Source organism: Niastella populi, assembly GCF_002078015.1.
Classification (GTDB): Bacteria; Bacteroidota; Bacteroidia; order Chitinophagales; family Chitinophagaceae; genus Niastella; species Niastella populi.
Map to the genome: position 1 here is coordinate 170390 of NZ_LWBP01000199.1, position 15961 is coordinate 186350.

General features: G+C 42.8%; 16 protein-coding genes. 6 read left to right on the top strand and 10 right to left on the bottom strand.

Annotation, left to right across the window (positions count from 1 at the left end):
- Positions 1-673: 673 nt before the first annotated feature.
- The gene (rimO, locus tag A4R26_RS22240; RefSeq protein ID WP_081168642.1) at positions 674-1984 is read right to left on the bottom strand and encodes a 30S ribosomal protein S12 methylthiotransferase RimO; all 1311 of its coding nucleotides are present in this window, start codon (positions 1982-1984) and stop codon (positions 674-676) included.
- A 294-nt stretch (positions 1985-2278) separates the two neighbouring features.
- Here rimO and A4R26_RS22245 point away from each other — a divergent pair, with 294 nt between their 5' ends.
- Positions 2279-2761: a hypothetical protein gene (locus tag A4R26_RS22245; protein WP_081168644.1), complete on the top strand. Its 483-nt coding sequence runs from the start codon at positions 2279-2281 to the stop codon at positions 2759-2761.
- Between the two features lie 76 nt (positions 2762-2837).
- Here A4R26_RS22245 and ftsY read toward each other — a convergent pair whose 3' ends face one another.
- From ftsY to rpmB, 4 genes are all read right to left on the bottom strand, one after another.
- Positions 2838-3800 (bottom strand): signal recognition particle-docking protein FtsY, encoded by a 963-nt coding sequence (gene ftsY / locus A4R26_RS22250; protein WP_081168646.1) that lies wholly within the window; start codon positions 3798-3800, stop codon positions 2838-2840.
- Positions 3801-4104: 304 nt separating this feature from the next.
- A complete protein-coding gene (locus A4R26_RS22255; protein ID WP_014218834.1) occupies positions 4105-4278 on the bottom strand; it encodes a DUF4295 domain-containing protein in 174 nt (57 codons plus the stop codon).
- A 114-nt stretch (positions 4279-4392) separates the two neighbouring features.
- A complete protein-coding gene (rpmG, locus tag A4R26_RS22260; RefSeq protein ID WP_081168648.1) occupies positions 4393-4575 on the bottom strand; it encodes a 50S ribosomal protein L33 in 183 nt (60 codons plus the stop codon).
- Between the two features lie 23 nt (positions 4576-4598).
- Complete coding sequence (gene rpmB / locus A4R26_RS22265) at positions 4599-4835, bottom strand: 50S ribosomal protein L28 (RefSeq protein WP_081168650.1); 237 nt, start codon at positions 4833-4835, stop codon at positions 4599-4601.
- A gap of 592 nt (positions 4836-5427) precedes the next feature.
- Here rpmB and ppk1 point away from each other — a divergent pair.
- The 3 genes from ppk1 to panB all read left to right on the top strand — a co-directional run bounded on the left by ppk1 (position 5428) and on the right by panB (position 9512).
- Positions 5428-7548: a polyphosphate kinase 1 gene (gene ppk1, locus A4R26_RS22275; protein ID WP_107685888.1), complete on the top strand. Its 2121-nt coding sequence runs from the start codon at positions 5428-5430 to the stop codon at positions 7546-7548.
- An 8-nt stretch (positions 7549-7556) separates the two neighbouring features.
- A complete protein-coding gene (locus tag A4R26_RS22280) occupies positions 7557-8453 on the top strand; it encodes a Ppx/GppA phosphatase family protein (RefSeq protein ID WP_081168656.1) in 897 nt (298 codons plus the stop codon).
- A gap of 237 nt (positions 8454-8690) precedes the next feature.
- Complete coding sequence (gene panB, locus A4R26_RS22285) at positions 8691-9512, top strand: 3-methyl-2-oxobutanoate hydroxymethyltransferase (RefSeq protein WP_081168658.1); 822 nt, start codon at positions 8691-8693, stop codon at positions 9510-9512.
- 56 nt (positions 9513-9568) lie between these two features.
- On the opposite strand, the gene A4R26_RS22290 is transcribed toward panB, so the two are convergent.
- From A4R26_RS22290 to A4R26_RS22310, 4 genes are all read right to left on the bottom strand, one after another.
- Complete coding sequence (locus A4R26_RS22290) at positions 9569-10024, bottom strand: hypothetical protein (protein WP_081168660.1); 456 nt, start codon at positions 10022-10024, stop codon at positions 9569-9571.
- A gap of 809 nt (positions 10025-10833) precedes the next feature.
- Positions 10834-11214 carry a DUF4890 domain-containing protein gene (locus A4R26_RS22300; RefSeq protein WP_081168664.1) on the bottom strand — a complete coding sequence of 127 codons (381 nt, stop codon included), beginning with the start codon at positions 11212-11214 and terminating at the stop codon, positions 10834-10836.
- Positions 11215-11294: 80 nt separating this feature from the next.
- Positions 11295-12053 (bottom strand): LytR/AlgR family response regulator transcription factor, encoded by a 759-nt coding sequence (locus A4R26_RS22305; RefSeq protein ID WP_165760378.1) that lies wholly within the window; start codon positions 12051-12053, stop codon positions 11295-11297.
- Between the two features lie 2 nt (positions 12054-12055).
- Positions 12056-13087 carry a sensor histidine kinase gene (locus A4R26_RS22310; RefSeq protein ID WP_081168668.1) on the bottom strand — a complete coding sequence of 344 codons (1032 nt, stop codon included), beginning with the start codon at positions 13085-13087 and terminating at the stop codon, positions 12056-12058.
- Positions 13088-13963: 876 nt separating this feature from the next.
- Between A4R26_RS22310 and A4R26_RS22320 the strand changes: the two genes are divergently transcribed.
- Complete coding sequence (locus A4R26_RS22320) at positions 13964-14437, top strand: hypothetical protein (RefSeq protein WP_081168672.1); 474 nt, start codon at positions 13964-13966, stop codon at positions 14435-14437.
- 137 nt (positions 14438-14574) lie between these two features.
- Complete coding sequence (locus A4R26_RS22325; protein ID WP_081168674.1) at positions 14575-15036, top strand: DoxX family protein; 462 nt, start codon at positions 14575-14577, stop codon at positions 15034-15036.
- 100 nt (positions 15037-15136) lie between these two features.
- Here A4R26_RS22325 and A4R26_RS22330 read toward each other — a convergent pair whose 3' ends face one another.
- Entirely contained in the window at positions 15137-15952 is an 816-nt protein-coding gene (locus A4R26_RS22330) for a hypothetical protein (RefSeq protein WP_081168676.1), read from the bottom strand.
- Between the last annotated feature and the right edge of the window lie 9 nt (positions 15953-15961).

The window sequence follows — 15961 nt, forward strand, 5'->3', positions numbered from 1 at the left end:
TTCAAATTTACCGGCTTATTAATTTACTTACACATTTTGCCGGCCTATTTATTATATTTTTTTGTTAATGGTATGTGACAATTATCTAATTAATTAGGACTGCAAACGTTCATTTAACAGTTATAAAATAAAAAACCCCGACGGTGCCGTCGGGGCTATTGTGGATAATGTTCAGTAAAATATTGTCGCACTACCTGATTATCCACTCAATGCCGGAAGATCTGTTTTTCACAGACCATCCGGATTTGCCATTGCCTCACATTGAGCTTTTATAGAAACCGCCGACGAAAAATCAATTGAATCAAGTAAGACTAATGGCGATTAGTACCGGGTAGGAAATGCGGGGATGTAAAAGATGTAAAATATATTCACGGGTTAAAAACCAGGCCCCACCGGCTATTTACCACTAACCGCCAGCTGTTCAATAATCTCAATGCGAAGGTATCGCTTAATTAAAGCGACAACAATACAACTTTGTGGTAATTCACGCAGAACGATAAACGCAAAAGAAAACTACCGCCGCAAGCTGCAATGCAGTATGCAAATAACAGTATGAATGCCGTAGATAAGTATACAAACAAAAAAGCTGCATCCAAAGTTGATGCAGCTTCCCTTATACATGTTTTTTATATTAAAGCCGGTTATCGATGTATTCCTTTATCACATTATCAAATTAACCAACTACTTCGCCTTCCAGGTCGTAATCGTACGCCTTCGTGATCTTTACATTCACAAACTGGCCGATCGGTAATTTTTTACTGCTGTTGATGATCACTTCATTGTCTACTTCCACACTATCGAATTCGGTACGGCCCAGGTAACGGCCCGATTCTTTTTTATCGATCAGTGTTTTAAAAGTTTTGCCAACCAGTTCCTGGTTCTTTTCAAAACTGATCTCCTGCTGCACTTCCATCACCTCCTGTGCTCTTGCTTCTTTTTCCTCATGCGGGATATTATCTTCCAGGCCGTGTGCTGTTGTGCCTTCTTCATGCGAATAGGTAAAGATGCCTACGCGTTCGAAGCGGTGATGTTGCAGGAACGACTTTAACGACTCCACATCATCTCTTGTTTCACCGGGGAAACCGGCAATAAGCGTTGTTCGTAATGCAATACCCGGCACTTTCTCCCTGATGGCACTGATAAGTTCATTCATTTCCGCCTGGGTTATCTGGCGTTTCATGGCCCTGAGCATATTATCGCTGGCATGTTGCAGCGGCATGTCGAGATAGTTGCAGATGTTATCGCGGTCACGCATCACATCCAGTATATCGAGCGGGAATTTTGAAGGATATGCATAGTGTAAACGGATCCATTCCAGCCCATTTACATCTGCCAGCCGGTTCAACAGGTCGGGCAGCATGCGTTTTTTATAGATGTCCAGGCCATAATAGGTTAGCTCCTGCGCAATAAGCATAACTTCCTTTACTCCTTTCTTTACAAGGTTTTCCGCTTCTTTCACCAGTTCTTCTATGGGACGGCTGATATGTTGTCCGCGCATAAGCGGAATAGCGCAAAATGAACAGGTGCGGTTGCAACCTTCCGATATTTTCAGATACGCATAATGGGTAGGCGTAGCCAGTAAACGTTCGCCCAGCAGTTCCGCCTTGTAGTCGGCCTCGAACTGCTTCAGGATCATCGGCAGCTCCATGGTGCCGAAATAGGCATCCACTTCGGGAATTTCCTGTTCGAGGTTATTCTTGTAGCGCTCGCTCAAACAGCCGGTAACATATACTTTATCGAGCTGGCCGCGGCGTTTGCGTTCAACCTGGGCCAGAATGGTATTTACCGATTCTTCCTTTGCCTTATCAATAAAACCGCAGGTGTTTACGATCACTATGTTGTGATCTGATTTTTTATTCTCATGAACCACGTCAATATCATTGGCCATCAGCTGACCGCTCAATACTTCACTGTCGACCATGTTTTTACTGCAGCCGAGGGTAATGATATTTACCTTATCCTTTTTATGTGATCTTACTTTCATATTAAGGGCGCAAAGGTACTAAAGAAAGGCAACAAGGCAACAGGGCATAGGGGCAAAAGAAAAACCTGATAAGTTATTACCCGTATTGCCATTAATATATTTATAATTCATTAATATTAAGTATGCAACCTTCAACAGTTGTTAACGCCTTTGTATTTTAACCGTTTTAGCATTAATATTGCTCCGCATTTTGCCAAAAAAGCATTTGAAAATTAAGTGTTTATACTATGTTTTTCGATAAATGTGGATTTGGCATAGTTTTTTAAAATGTTAAAGACCAAACAATAGATATTTATGAAAAGAATCGTTGCTCTTTTAGGTTTATTGGCCCTTTTAACTGTAACCCGTACACAGGCCCAGTCAATGGGTTCTGATTACCGTACTGCCATTGGCGCCAAATTCTGGCCTGGCGGTCTTACCATCAAGCATTTTATTCGCGATAACCGTGCGCTGGAAGGAATTTTATATTTCTGGGGACATGGTTTTCGTTTTACCGGTTTATATGAATTTCACGGCGATATTAATGGCGCACCCGGCCTGAAATGGTATGCCGGACCAGGCGCCCACATCGGCGTTTATAACGATCATTACTGGCGCGGCCGCGACCATTATGAAGACGGGTCTGCTTCTTTTGGTATCGATGGCGTTTTAGGACTGGATTACAAGATCAAAGGCGCTCCAATTGCAATCAGCCTCGATATAAACCCTTACTTCGAGTTATTGCACCACCCATATGCCGACGTTTGGGGTGGATTAGGTTTCAAGTTTACCTTCTAAACAACTAAGAACACATAAAATAAAAGAAAGGGTCCCGGCTAAGCCGGGACCCTTTCTTTTATAAAAACGATTGTTGTTAGTTGCTTAATTTGAACAGGCTGTCTACGAACTCATGTTTGTCGAACACCAGCAGGTCTTCCATCTTCTCTCCCATGCCAATAAATTTCACCGGTATTTTAAACTGGTTGGCAATGGCCAGCACTACCCCGCCCTTGGCGGTTCCATCGAGTTTGGTAATGGCAAGAGCGGTAACATCGGTGGTTGCGGTAAAATGTTTGGCCTGCTCCAGGGCGTTTTGCCCGGTTGAACCATCCAGCACCAGCAGCGCTTCGTGCGGGGCTTCGGGAATCAGTTTTTGAACAACCCGGCGGATCTTGCCCAGCTCATCCATCAGGTGGGCTTTGTTATGTAACCGCCCGGCGGTATCGATAATGATCACTTCAGCGCCTTTGGCCAATCCGCTTTGTACGGTATCGAAAGCTACGGAGGCTGGGTCGCTGCCCATGGCCTGTTTTACGATGGGTACGCCTACCCGTTCGCTCCAGATCGTAAGCTGGTCAACCGCAGCGGCCCGGAAGGTATCGGCCGCGCCCAGTAATACCGATTTACCGGCTTTTTTGAAATTATAGGCCAGCTTGCCGATGGTGGTGGTCTTTCCAACCCCGTTTACGCCAACCACCAGTATCACAAATGGCTTTGCAGGAAGCTCGGTATTGAAACTATACGAGTTATTTTCAGGCGCATCAACCAGCACGGCTTCAATTTCCTGCTGTAACAGCTTGTTAAGTTCGCTGGTATTGAGGTATTTATCTTTTGCAACACGTTGTTCTATGCGTTCAATGATCTTAACGGTGGTATCGATGCCCACATCGGCGCTTACCAGGGCGTCTTCGAGGTTATCGAGCACTTCTTCATCGACCGTGCTTTTGCCGGCGATGGCCTTGGTGATCTTCGATAAAAAACCTTCTTTAGTTTTCTGCAACCCCTGGTCGAGTGTTTCTTTTTCTTTTTTACCAAACAACTTCCCGAAAAAACTCATTTTCCTGATTTTAAGGCTAAGATAGATAATGTAATCGTGAAACGGCAAAGTTCCCAGTTGCCGGGTACCAGTTGCCTTGGCTTAAATTAATGACTGCCCGATTGTTGGCGGGCAGCCTGGCATTAAGGTTATGGCAACCGGAAATTGGTATCCTGAAACCTGTATCTGTCCCTGCTGTAATCCCGTAAATATTGGGCGGTTGCAGTACAGCAAAGCAAAAAAGCCTCCCGATACATCGGGAAGCTTCTTATAAATATCAGGTACTTACGTACTAACCTTAATAATTAAATTGAAAGAAGGTCAATTATTTTCCAGCTAAGAAATCCTTAACCTTGTCTTTGTGCACGATATTCTCTTTGAAAGTATATGCACCAGTTTTTTCGCTGCGTACCGCACGAATTACTTTGGTCCAGTTTTTTGCTTCAGCTGCTGCTTTAGCATCTTTGGTTTTCGCGTTCTTTGAAGCTGCTTTTGCCATGACTCGCTAATTTGATAATGTGATAATTCGATTATGTGATAATGCAATAACGGCAGTAAACCTGTTATACAATACCTATCAGCATAACTTGTCCCGCTCTGCGGGATTGGCTAATTATTTAATTTCTTTATGAACCGTTACCTTCTTCAGGATCGGGTTGTATTTTTTCAGCTCCAGGCGCTCTGGAGTGTTCTTTTTGTTCTTGTTAGAAATATACCGGCTGGTACCAGGCTGTCCACTGTTTTTGTGCTCAGTACATTCCAATATAACCTGAACTCGGTTACCTTTCTTTGCCATTGTTATAACGCTTTAAAAGTTAATTAGATTTTTTCACCCTTAGCGCGCAGCTCTTTTACTACGGGCAATAATCCTCTTTTGTTAATAGTACGAATTCCTTCAGTTGATAACTTCAGGGTGATCCATTTATCTTCTTCGGCCAGGTAAAAACGTTTTGTTTGCAAATTCGGTAAAAACCTACGTTTGGTTTTAATGTTAGAATGCGAAACTTTGTGTCCTGTTACTGGAACTTTACCTGTCACCTGACATACTCTAGCCATGACGCATAAAAATTTAGGACGGCAAAGGTCGGAAAATCTATGGATTTCACAAACTCTAACCAAACTTTTTTTAAGAGTTTTTCAACATCTGTGGATATGTAGTGCTTGGAATTGTGCAAATTAGCCAATTTCAGCCGGTTATTCACATTCCCGGGTCCCATGGCGCCCTTTCATACTCGTAAATCTACGAACAATTGGCATTCACCCGGTTAAACCGGTTTTATCTGAACCAGGCAAAACCCGGTTCGGTGCTCCCCCATTTCTCCTTTTACTACCCTTTTACAGGTTCTGTTTGCCCGTTGTTCCGGGCGGCACAATACCCGGGTATCCTTTTCCCGGTAGTTTTTTGTATAATATATCAGGTAAAAACGGCCCCTATATCATTAAAACTGCCATCTTTATGATCAGATTTCCCCTGCCCGATTTAATAATTACTTAATTTAATTTTAATTTACGCCTTCTCACCTTTGGCAGAACATATTCATACCCAACCGTATGAAGTGATGAACCGGGCACAGGAATTAAATGTATTTCTTAAACCTTAAATCGGATTTCAGGGGGAATTCTGCCAAAACAAATTATGATCATACAGATGAAACGTAAAACAATAGCGCGTGATATAAGCTGGTTATCTTTTAATGCCAGGGTGTTACAGGAAGCCGCTGACCCCAGTGTGCCACTGCGGGAACGGATCAAATTTTTAGGCATTTTCTCCAATAACCTCGATGAATTCTTCCGCGTGCGGGTGGCTACCCTTAAACGTATGACCGAAGTGGGTAAAAAGAATATGCATATGGAGATCGCTCCGGGGAAGATCCTCGATGAAATTCAACAGATCGTTCTGGAACAGCAGGCCGAGTTCAACCGCATTTGGGAAGCCCTGCACCGCGAACTGGAAAAAGAAAAGATCTACCTCATTACCGAAAAAGCGCTGAATAAAGAACAACAGAAATTCGTTCTTTCCTATTTCGAGGAAGAAGTGCGGAGCAATACCATTCCGCTCATGATCGAAAGCATTACGCATTTCCCGTACCTGCGTGAAAAATCAATTTACCTCGGCGTGGTGCTGAGCCGCAAAGACGCTACGCTTAAGCGGAAATACTCCATCGTTGAAATACCCGCCAAGGCCAACGGCCGTTTTATTCAATTGCCCTCACCTCCCGGTGAGCACCATATAATATTACTCGAAGATGTGATCAGGTTCAACCTGAAAAGCATTTACTCCTATTTTGGTTACGATCGCTATGCCTCCTGGGTATTTAAAGTAACCAAGGATGCTGAAATTGATATGGACAGCGATATCTCCACCACCCTTATTCAAAAAATTGAAAAGGGAGTAAAGAACCGGCGAAAAGGTAAACCCGTGCGTTTTGTGTTCGATAAACAAATGGATGCCGGACTGCTCGATTACCTGATACGCAAGCTGAACCTGTCGCGGAAAGACAGCCTTATTCCCGGCGGCCGCATTCATAACTTCCGCCATTTTATGGATTTCCCCGATGTTTTTGAGAAAAGAGGGCACCGTAAAAGGCCGTTTGTGCATCCTTTATTAAAAGGCGCGCAGCGGGTGACCGATGTGGTGCAACAAACGGATGTGATGCTGAACTTCCCCTACCATTCCTTCCATTCCATTATCGACCTGTTGCGCGAGGCCGCCATTGACCCCGATGTAACGGTAATTAAAATAACCGCCTACCGGCTGGCCAGCAATTCAAAAGTGGTGAATGCCCTTATAAATGCGGTTCGCAACGGTAAACAGGTAACGGTAATGCTCGAGCTGCGGGCCCGGTTCGATGAGGAGGCCAACCTCGAATGGAAAGAAAGACTGGAGATCGAAGGCGTAAAGGTTTTGATCAGCATTCCCGACATGAAAGTGCATGCCAAGGCCTGTTTGATAAAAAAACGGGTGAACAACCATACCATTCATTACGGCTTTATCAGCACCGGCAACCTGAATGAAAAAACGGCGACGGTTTACGGCGATCACTGCCTGCTTACCGCCGACCGGCATATTATGGCCGATGTGAACCGGATCTTTAATTACCTCGAGAAGCCGAAGGAAGGCATCCAGTTCTTAAAAAGCTGTAAAACCATCATACCCTGCCCCACCGATCTGCGCAAAGAGCTGTTGAAGCTTATCAGCCGCGAAATAAAAAATGCCAAAGAAAAGAAACCGGCAGCTATCATTTTAAAGATGAATTCGCTCTCTGACGAAACGCTTATCGAAAAATTATACGAGGCGGCGCGCTCGGGTGTGGAAATAAAACTCATCATCCGGGGAATATTCTGTATGTATTCGGAAAATGCGAAGTTCATAAAACCCGTAAAAGCGGTAAGTATAATTGACGAGTATCTGGAACATGCGCGGGTATTTATTTTTCATAACAATGGAAGCGAAAAGGTATTTATTTCGTCGGCCGACTGGATGGTGCGCAACCTCGACCATCGTGTAGAGGCTACTTGTCCGGTTTTTGACGAGAATATTAAAAAAGTGTTGAAAAATATTCTGGAAATACAACTGAGTGATAATGTAAAAGCCAGAATTTTGGATAATGAATTAAGTAACCGGTATGTGCGCGACCGGAAACATAAAAAAATACGGTCACAATTAGAGATATATAATTACTTACATCAAAAAAGCAACGCTATCCCCGGCCTGCCCAGTTTTGTAGATACAGAACCTACAATAATAGGCGAAGCTCCGGCGGTATAAACCAACACATGAAACTGGCGGCTATCGATATAGGAAGTAATGCGGCAAGATTGCTGATCTCTGATGTTATTTCGTCTAATAACAGGCGACCGCAATTTCAGAAGGTGAACCTGGTGCGTGTACCGTTGCGTTTGGGGTTCGATGTGTTTGAGAAGAATGAGATCTCGAAGGAAAAGGAAGAAATGATCATCAACACCATCAAGGCTTATAAACTACTGATGGATGCCTATGGCGTGCAATATTGCAAAGCAGCCGCCACTTCGGCCATGCGCGATGCATCGAATGCGCACCGGATCCTCGAAAGGGTGAAAAGGGAAACCGGTATAGGCATCGAGGTGATCACCGGCGACGCCGAGGCTTCATTCATTTATGAAAATCACATTGCCGAGAACCTCGATAAAAACCACACCTATTTATACATCGATGTAGGTGGTGGCAGCACCGAACTCACTTTCTTTGCCGGTGGCAAACTTATCTTCAAACGTTCATTCGATATTGGCACCATCAGGCTGCTGAAGAACCAGGTTGATGATTTTCTGTGGGGTGAAATAAAGGATTTCATAAAACGCGAAACAAAACCCTACCAGGATATTGTGGCCATTGGTTCGGGCGGTAACATAAACAAAGTGTTTTCGCTTTCCAAACGAAAAGAAGGCAAACCTTTGCCGTTGGAACTATTGAAAGACTATTATAAAGAATTAAGCAGTTTTTCGGTTGAGGACAGAATACGCATGTATAAACTGCGTGAAGACCGCGCCGATGTAATTGTGCCGGCCCTGTTCATATATATCAATATAATGCGCTGGGCTAATATAGAAGATATATTTGTACCCAAGATCGGTTTGGCCGACGGGCTTATTCAGCATTTGTACGATGAGTTGAAGATGAAACAGTTGACCAGTTGACTTGTTAACGAGTTAACTAGTTAACCCGTTAACTATCTCACTTCTAGTCACTTAGATTTTCATTAACCAACATGCGACATGTCATATCAGGCATTTTGTTTTACTTCATTTTTCATTTCTAATTTACTTTTCCCTTACCTTAGCAGGCGCTAACAACTGCGAGGAGCATTATGAATGTGTTTTATTCTAATGCAGAGCCATATTCCCTCCCGCCATACTTGCACTAAACTCTCAGTTATGTCGGTACACGTTAACAAAGAAGTAAAAAAAGTAACGACCCATACGTTACAAAGAATGAAAGCCGTAGGAGAAAAGATCTCAATGATAACGGCTTATGATTTTTCCTTTGCCCGTTTGTTCGATGATGCCGGTATCGATGTGATACTGGTTGGCGACTCTGCTTCAAATGTAATGGCTGGTCATGAAACCACCCTGCCCATTACGCTCGATCAAATGATCTATCATGCCTCTTCGGTTATCCGTGGCATCAACCGTTGTTTTGTAGTGGTTGATCTGCCCTTCGGTACCTACCAGGCGAACTCGAAGGAAGCGCTGGCCTCAGCCATTCGTATTATGAAAGAAACGGGTGCGCATGCCGTTAAGCTCGAAGGCGGCGAGGAAGTGCTGGAATCGGTAAAACGTATTGTGGCGGCCGGTATACCGGTAATGGGGCACCTCGGTTTAACGCCGCAAAGCATTTACAAATTCGGTACCTATACGGTTCGGGCACGCGAAGAGGCCGAAGCCAATAAATTACGCAACGATGCCAAAATGCTGCAGGATGCAGGTTGTTTTGGCGTGGTGCTTGAAAAAATACCGGCCATACTGGCAAAAGAAGTGTCTGAATCGCTTGTAATACCAACCATTGGTATAGGCGCCGGTATGTATTGCGACGGGCAGGTACTGGTAATGCACGATATGCTGGGCATCAATACCGAGTTCAAGCCCCGGTTTTTGCGGCAATACCTGAACCTGCATGAGCAAATTACAGGCGCTGTAAAGAATTATATCACCGATGTGAAAGCAAAGAATTTTCCCAACGATAAAGAGCAATATTAAAACGCCGAGCACTTAATGCTAAACCCTGGACAAGTCAAACAGGTGGCGTTTAGCGTTTAGCGTATCACAATATCGGCATTCAAAACTTCATAGAGAAGCAGATTATCCTGCTTCTTTTTTAATTGCATGAACAGCGTATTGCAATCGGTAGCGGCTGTTGTTTTTGCTATTACTTCTATCTTATTATAAAAGAGTAACCGCAGCATGCGCTTTTCTTTTTCGAGCCGCGTTTGGGCTTTTGCGAGATCCTCCTGCCCTTCACTATTTGTTTTCTCGGCAAATACCACTGCATTCTTTACATAATGATTGTTTGACTGCAGGTTGAGGATCTGGCAGGCGCATACCTTGGCAGTAGCATTGACCGCAATGATGGAGTCAATCTTTTTTGCCGAAGCCAGAAAACGGGTGGTGGTAAATGGTGATGGTGCCATACGGCCATCGTTAGCGAGTGTAGAATTGCCGATTGCAATACATGCAATCACCAGGAAACAGGTTTGCGTAAAAGTGTTCATTGGTACGAATAATCAAGTTAACAATGTGGTTGAGGTTTTTACAGGAACACCGGAACTTGATTAGAGAATTCTGATTTCGGGAGAGATTTCGAGATTTGCTTATGAGCCGCATTCATTACATGTTTCTGCCCTAATAATTATTAATAAATACCGAAATCTCAGGAGCGTATTTCTGATTTCGTGATTTAGAGATTTTGATATTTGCTTATGTAGGTCTTCTGATTGTAATTAAATCATAAATCTAAAAATCGTAAATCAGCAATTGTATTTGTGCGGGTCTCTCAAAGGATACGTGTGCAAAGAATGCAACTTTATCCGGTATTTCATAGCCTTTGCGGAAAACTTTTTTTTATCGGTATATACCGGCAAACATTTTCGGGTTTTTACGTGGTGAACTTTCGCAGGCGTATATGTTATAACCTTGTTCAGGTACATAAAATAAAGAAGCCCTTTGTAGAAACAAAAGGCTCAAACGATTGCTTGCCATATGAAAGTGCAAATGTAAGTCAATCAGAATAACGACGTATTACCGTAGTGTTAAATGTTACTAAAAATAAGTGTTCATTGAACGTTTGTGAGTACTGGCGCTCAGTACAGGAGTTGCATGTATCGTATCTGACGCTTATGTGGTCAATGGTGAATGGTCAATGGTCAATTTGCTGAACGCCTGTTCGCGGCATCTTAAATGTAATAAAATCTGGAACGCTATTCGTTACTCAATGGCTTAGGAAATTACAATTAATGGAGCAGGTTGTAAGATCCCGAGGCCCCACTCACCATTCACGATTCACCATTGACCATTCACCTCTCTACTCTCTGTTCGCTCTTCTTTCCTTAAACTCATCCTTCATTTCTTTCTGTTGTTCTTTATATATTTTAAACTGTTCCTTTGTCAATACTTCTTTCATTTTTTTATCTCTTTCAGCATTCAGTGATTTGAACTTTTTATATTTCGCCATTTTGCCGGCGCCTGAATTCTTAATTTCCGCTAAGCCTTCAAACCAGGTGGTATTGATAGCATCTACCTGTTTGCTTTGTTCTTCATTCAGGTTTAGTTTTTCCTTATAGGCCTGGTATTTTGCCCGGGCCTCTTTCTTTTGTTCTTCCGTCATTTTCGATTGGGCCGATGCCTGGTTCGCAACCAGCGTTACCAAAACCAGCATTACCGTTGTGCAGATGATCTTTTTCATAATTATTATATTATATACAAAATTCGGGTTTGGTATTGTACTGTTAATTGCATAACACTTGAAGCTGACAAATATCGTATTCAACCTGCTATCCAATCCCTGAAACGGCCGGCCTTTGCTTTGCTGATAAGCACCGGTTCTTCGGGAATAGGCGACATATGCAAACAAAAGCGCCCGTTGAAATAGTATTCAACTTCTTTAATGGCTTTACGGCTTACCAGGTATTGGCGGTTCGCCCGGTAAAACGTTTCGGGGTTTAACGATTCAGCCAGTTCATCGAGGCTTTCTTCCAGCAGCCAGTGCTTTTTATCGAAAGTAATACCCCGCACTACCCCACCCTTTATTTCAAACCACGCAAACTCATCTGCCTGCACGGGAATAAGCCTGTCTTTATAAGGAATAAGGAAATGTTGTTTGTAACCGGGGGCCTGCGTTATGTGCCGGGTGATAAGGCGAAGCTGCTGCTCACTCAGGGCTATCTGGCTGGTAAGACGCTGAAATTTATCAAGGGCTTGCTGTAACCTTTCTTTTCTTACCGGTTTTAAAAGATAATCGATGCTGTTCACCTCAAAGGCCTGAATGGCATACCGGTCGTAAGCGGTTACGAAAATAACCGGCACCTCGATCTTACACTGTTGAAAGATGGCAAAACAGGAACCATCGGCAAGGTGAATATCGATAAAGATAAGGTCAACCACCGGGCGGGTATTCAGCCATTCAACAGCTTCCTCCACCGTATCAATAACAGCTGTCACTTCGGCGTTTGTTACCGTTGCCGGCAACAGGCTTTTCAATTGTTGCACGGCCATTTCTTCATCTTCAATAATTGCGATCTTCATAGTCATGAATGCATTAATGGAACAGTTACAGAAAAACTGCTTTGGGTTTGTTGTATTATAAGCTGGTTGTTCGATAAATATTTACAACGCTGGTTTAAGTTGTGCAAACCCACACCGGTTGAAGGCGCAGGGTCGTTTCGCTTTTGAAGATTGTTCTCCACTACCAGCATGGCGCTGTCGTTTGTATAAATGCGAATGTTCAACGGTTTGTTGTTCGATGCTATATTGTGTTTTACCGCATTTTCAACAAGTATTTGCAACGCCATTGGCGGCACCTGGTATTGCCGGCATGCATCAGGTATTGTACAGTCAACCTGTATCTTGTTGCCGTAACGGCCCCTCAGCATATGCGTATAAGCGGTAATAAAGCGAAGCTCTTCATCGAGCGCAATGGCATTCAGCTCATGGCTTTTCAATACATACCGGTATACATCAGACATATTGTTTACATAATTCACCGCAGCCTGCTGATCGGTTATTATAAGTGAGTTGATCGTATTTAAAGAATTGAAAAGGAAATGCGGGTTCACCTGGTTCTTCAGCACTTCGAACTTTGTTTCTGCATTTGTTCTCAACAACGATGCATTCGATAAACGCATCTGGTAATTGTTCAGTAAAAGGCGGAAGATATGCGCTGCAAGAATGGTTATAATAACGGTTATAACCATATTGATATTAAAAATGAATTTAAACAGTTGTTCGTTTACCTGTGGACGAAACAACATTTTGTGGAAACGGATCAACAGCGGTTCTATAATAAGAAAAAGTATAATACTTACTGGTAACCGTTGCCAGAAACTATTGGTGTTTATCGTTATTAAACCTATCCTGAAGGAATGGGTTTGCAGGTGGATAATAAAAAACAATACGGAGGTAATGAATATATAAACGGCTCTTAATAAAATATCTGCAACAGTGGTTGCCAATGAATGCCCCTGCACTATCCGTTGCAACAGCAACAACCGGGGTAATAGAACCAGCACGGTAATAGCGGTTGCCGTAAGCAGTATTAAATTGGTGCGGGAGGGTATCATGTGCCATATGACTACCCGCTACCCATGATGTTTATTTACATGGCATAATATTTTTTAAGATCGTACATTGGAAGGTGTGCCACATTTACCGGCGACGTCGAAAGGAATTGTGGCACAACCTTATCCCGGCTTTGCAGCTTTAACAAAATTGTTGTTACAGGTAACGTAAAAATTACGCAGTTTTAACCCTGCATTAAGGCCCTGAACGTAAAATGATATACTTAACCCAGCTGATTTATATACACGAAGGCCAGGAAGAAGCTTTCTATGAGTTTGAAAATGTTGTTCTTCCACTATTGTGGAAATATAACGGACAACTTCTTTTACGTTTACGGCCAACAAGTAGTACATTTGTTGATAATTCAATAGAACCGCCATTCGAAATCCACCTGGTAGCTTTTGAAAATGAGGATGGTCTTGCGGGATATACACAGGATGAAACACGAAAAAGCTACTTACATCTTAAAGAACAATCCGTTAAGTCGGTTGTTCTGATAAAAGGTTCACAGGTCTGATAAATCCAGTTTATTCTACATTTTTTACAATTCACCGGGTAATCCAACGGTAAGTGAGTCAGGAATGTCAATTTTGGAAAAACCTGTCCAAATATGGGACGGACTTTTTTGATATGCCTGTAGTAATTCATTAAGAATCATTTATAAGGAATATGGTATGGCGATTGGGTATTTTAGGCAGAACGCTTAAGGCAAAAGGCTGAAGGCCAAACCGAATTATGCTAGCCGGCTTTTTTTCTCTGAAGTTCGCGGGGATGCAGTAACAAGCAAAGACCGAATTTCGGGAGCAAGCGTTAAGCATTAAGCCTTCAGCATGATCCATACCGTTGTTTCTTTTTCTATTTAATATAAAACGGAATCTATGAATACTAATTTACCCGGTAAATTACTGAAGAGGAAGTTGGCTGAACTGAACAGCGCTTTGTTTTTTGCAGAAGGAGATTCTTTATTCAAACTCCCTAACCACCTGGTTACCGAAATGGAAATTAATGACGATGGCGAGATCAGGTTCGTTATTCCCAAGCCAGCCCAGGATATTGAAGCATTCGACAAAGAATTTCCTGTAAGGCTGGAATTTTTCAAAAAGGGCATCGCATACCGGTTGAAATTACAGGGTAAGGGCGCCATTGTTGAGGATAGCGCAGAAATGGAAACATGGTTAGCGGCTTCTGAAAGCAGACAGGAAAAAGCAAAAAACGAAACCATGATCATGATTAAAGTGATGGTAAAGTATGTTGACTATACCGGCAATGCTCCTGGTTCTTTCCCCAGCCGGTTGAAAACACAACTGACAGAGTGGTTATTTTCAGGTAAAAGCGCCAGTGTTTCAGTTTAAACATTGATTATACGGCTATAGAATGTATATCAGGTGGGTCGCCTTCAATGCGACCCACCTTTGCTTTATAGAGGAGCTAATGGGAATATATCTATCTTTGTGATGCTCTTTCATTTATTTACTCAAAAAATTGCCATATGAATCTACTCCAACGACTTGAGTATTGGGGTGACAGGCATCATCCCAAATGGGCAGATATCCTCCGCTTTGCCCTTGGTATATTCCTCTTCTACAAAGGGATCGAGTTTCTTGAGAATATGAGTACCATGATCAGCCGCATGAGCGGTTTCCTGCCAAACAGTTATTTCGCTTTAAGCATTCTTGGCCACTATATTGTATTCGCTCACCTTGTAGGCGGGCTTATGCTCGCATTTGGCCTGCTTACGAGGGCCGCCTGTCTCATGCAGATCCCGATACTTATCGGCGCCATTTTCTTTATAAACCAGGCTGAAGGCATGTTCCGCCCCTTCTCGCAGTTGATAATAACACTCCTGAGCCTGGCCGGGCTTATTTACTTCCTGATTGCCGGCAATGGACCATGGTCGGTAGACAGGTATTTTGACGAAAAGAAAGATAAAGGAGATGTGCGGGTACCTTGATGTTGTTTTCAGATCTGCTACGTACCACGCTATAAAATATAAAGGGCCGGCACAACGCCAGCCCCTTTATAAGAATCATTTTCATGCTATTTAGTGAAGGCTATTTTGCATTTTGCAAAATCAGTTGCAATACCTCGTCTCTTTCCGCATCATAGGTACTGGTATTTCCCTGAAACTGCGCCAGTGGAGTTTTCATAAGCTCGTGGTCTATTACTGGCGTTTCAAAACCCAATTTCTGTCTTGTTTTTAAGAGCAACAGGATCTCATATGGCACCAGTTCAAAATAAGAAAACTCAATAAAGTTTCTGTCGGCCGCCAGTGTAGTATGCATTAAATGATAATCGCAGGCTTCCTGCAGCAATGGTGCATACTCGTTATTCGGTAAATTGATCGAGTTGATAAGCCGGCGGTAAATATGATCTTCTTTTAAAAAATCAACCGGTAACCCGGCTTGATTATCGTTGAAGTAGATCTCATACAACGATACCAACAGTTCTTTATGAACTACGTACTCATGTGCCTTTTCTTTCTTCAAATTCCACCTGCGTCTTAACAGCGAAACGGCGTCATCGGTAATATCTTTTTTATCAAACAGCCAGCTCATTCCTATTACCGCGGCAAATGGCTCGTCGGTCAATGAAAAGTTAGTGGGTTTAGACTTTTTTATATAGTTATATATCCAGACCATGGCCCGTTCAAAATTCGTCCACCCTTCGGCCGTTCTGTTATTCAGTACAAAATTATTAGCCGGGGCCAGCAAGGTCTTTCCAATTTCAAAAGTCAGTTCGTCAACAAGGGCTTCCTTATCATCTTCATCTTCTATATTCTCTATTTTTTCCTGTTCATAAGCTGCTATATCCGTTGGTGCATCTAAAAAAAACTGCATCTTCTTTTTCAGTATCTGATTTGGCTTCATAAAAAATAT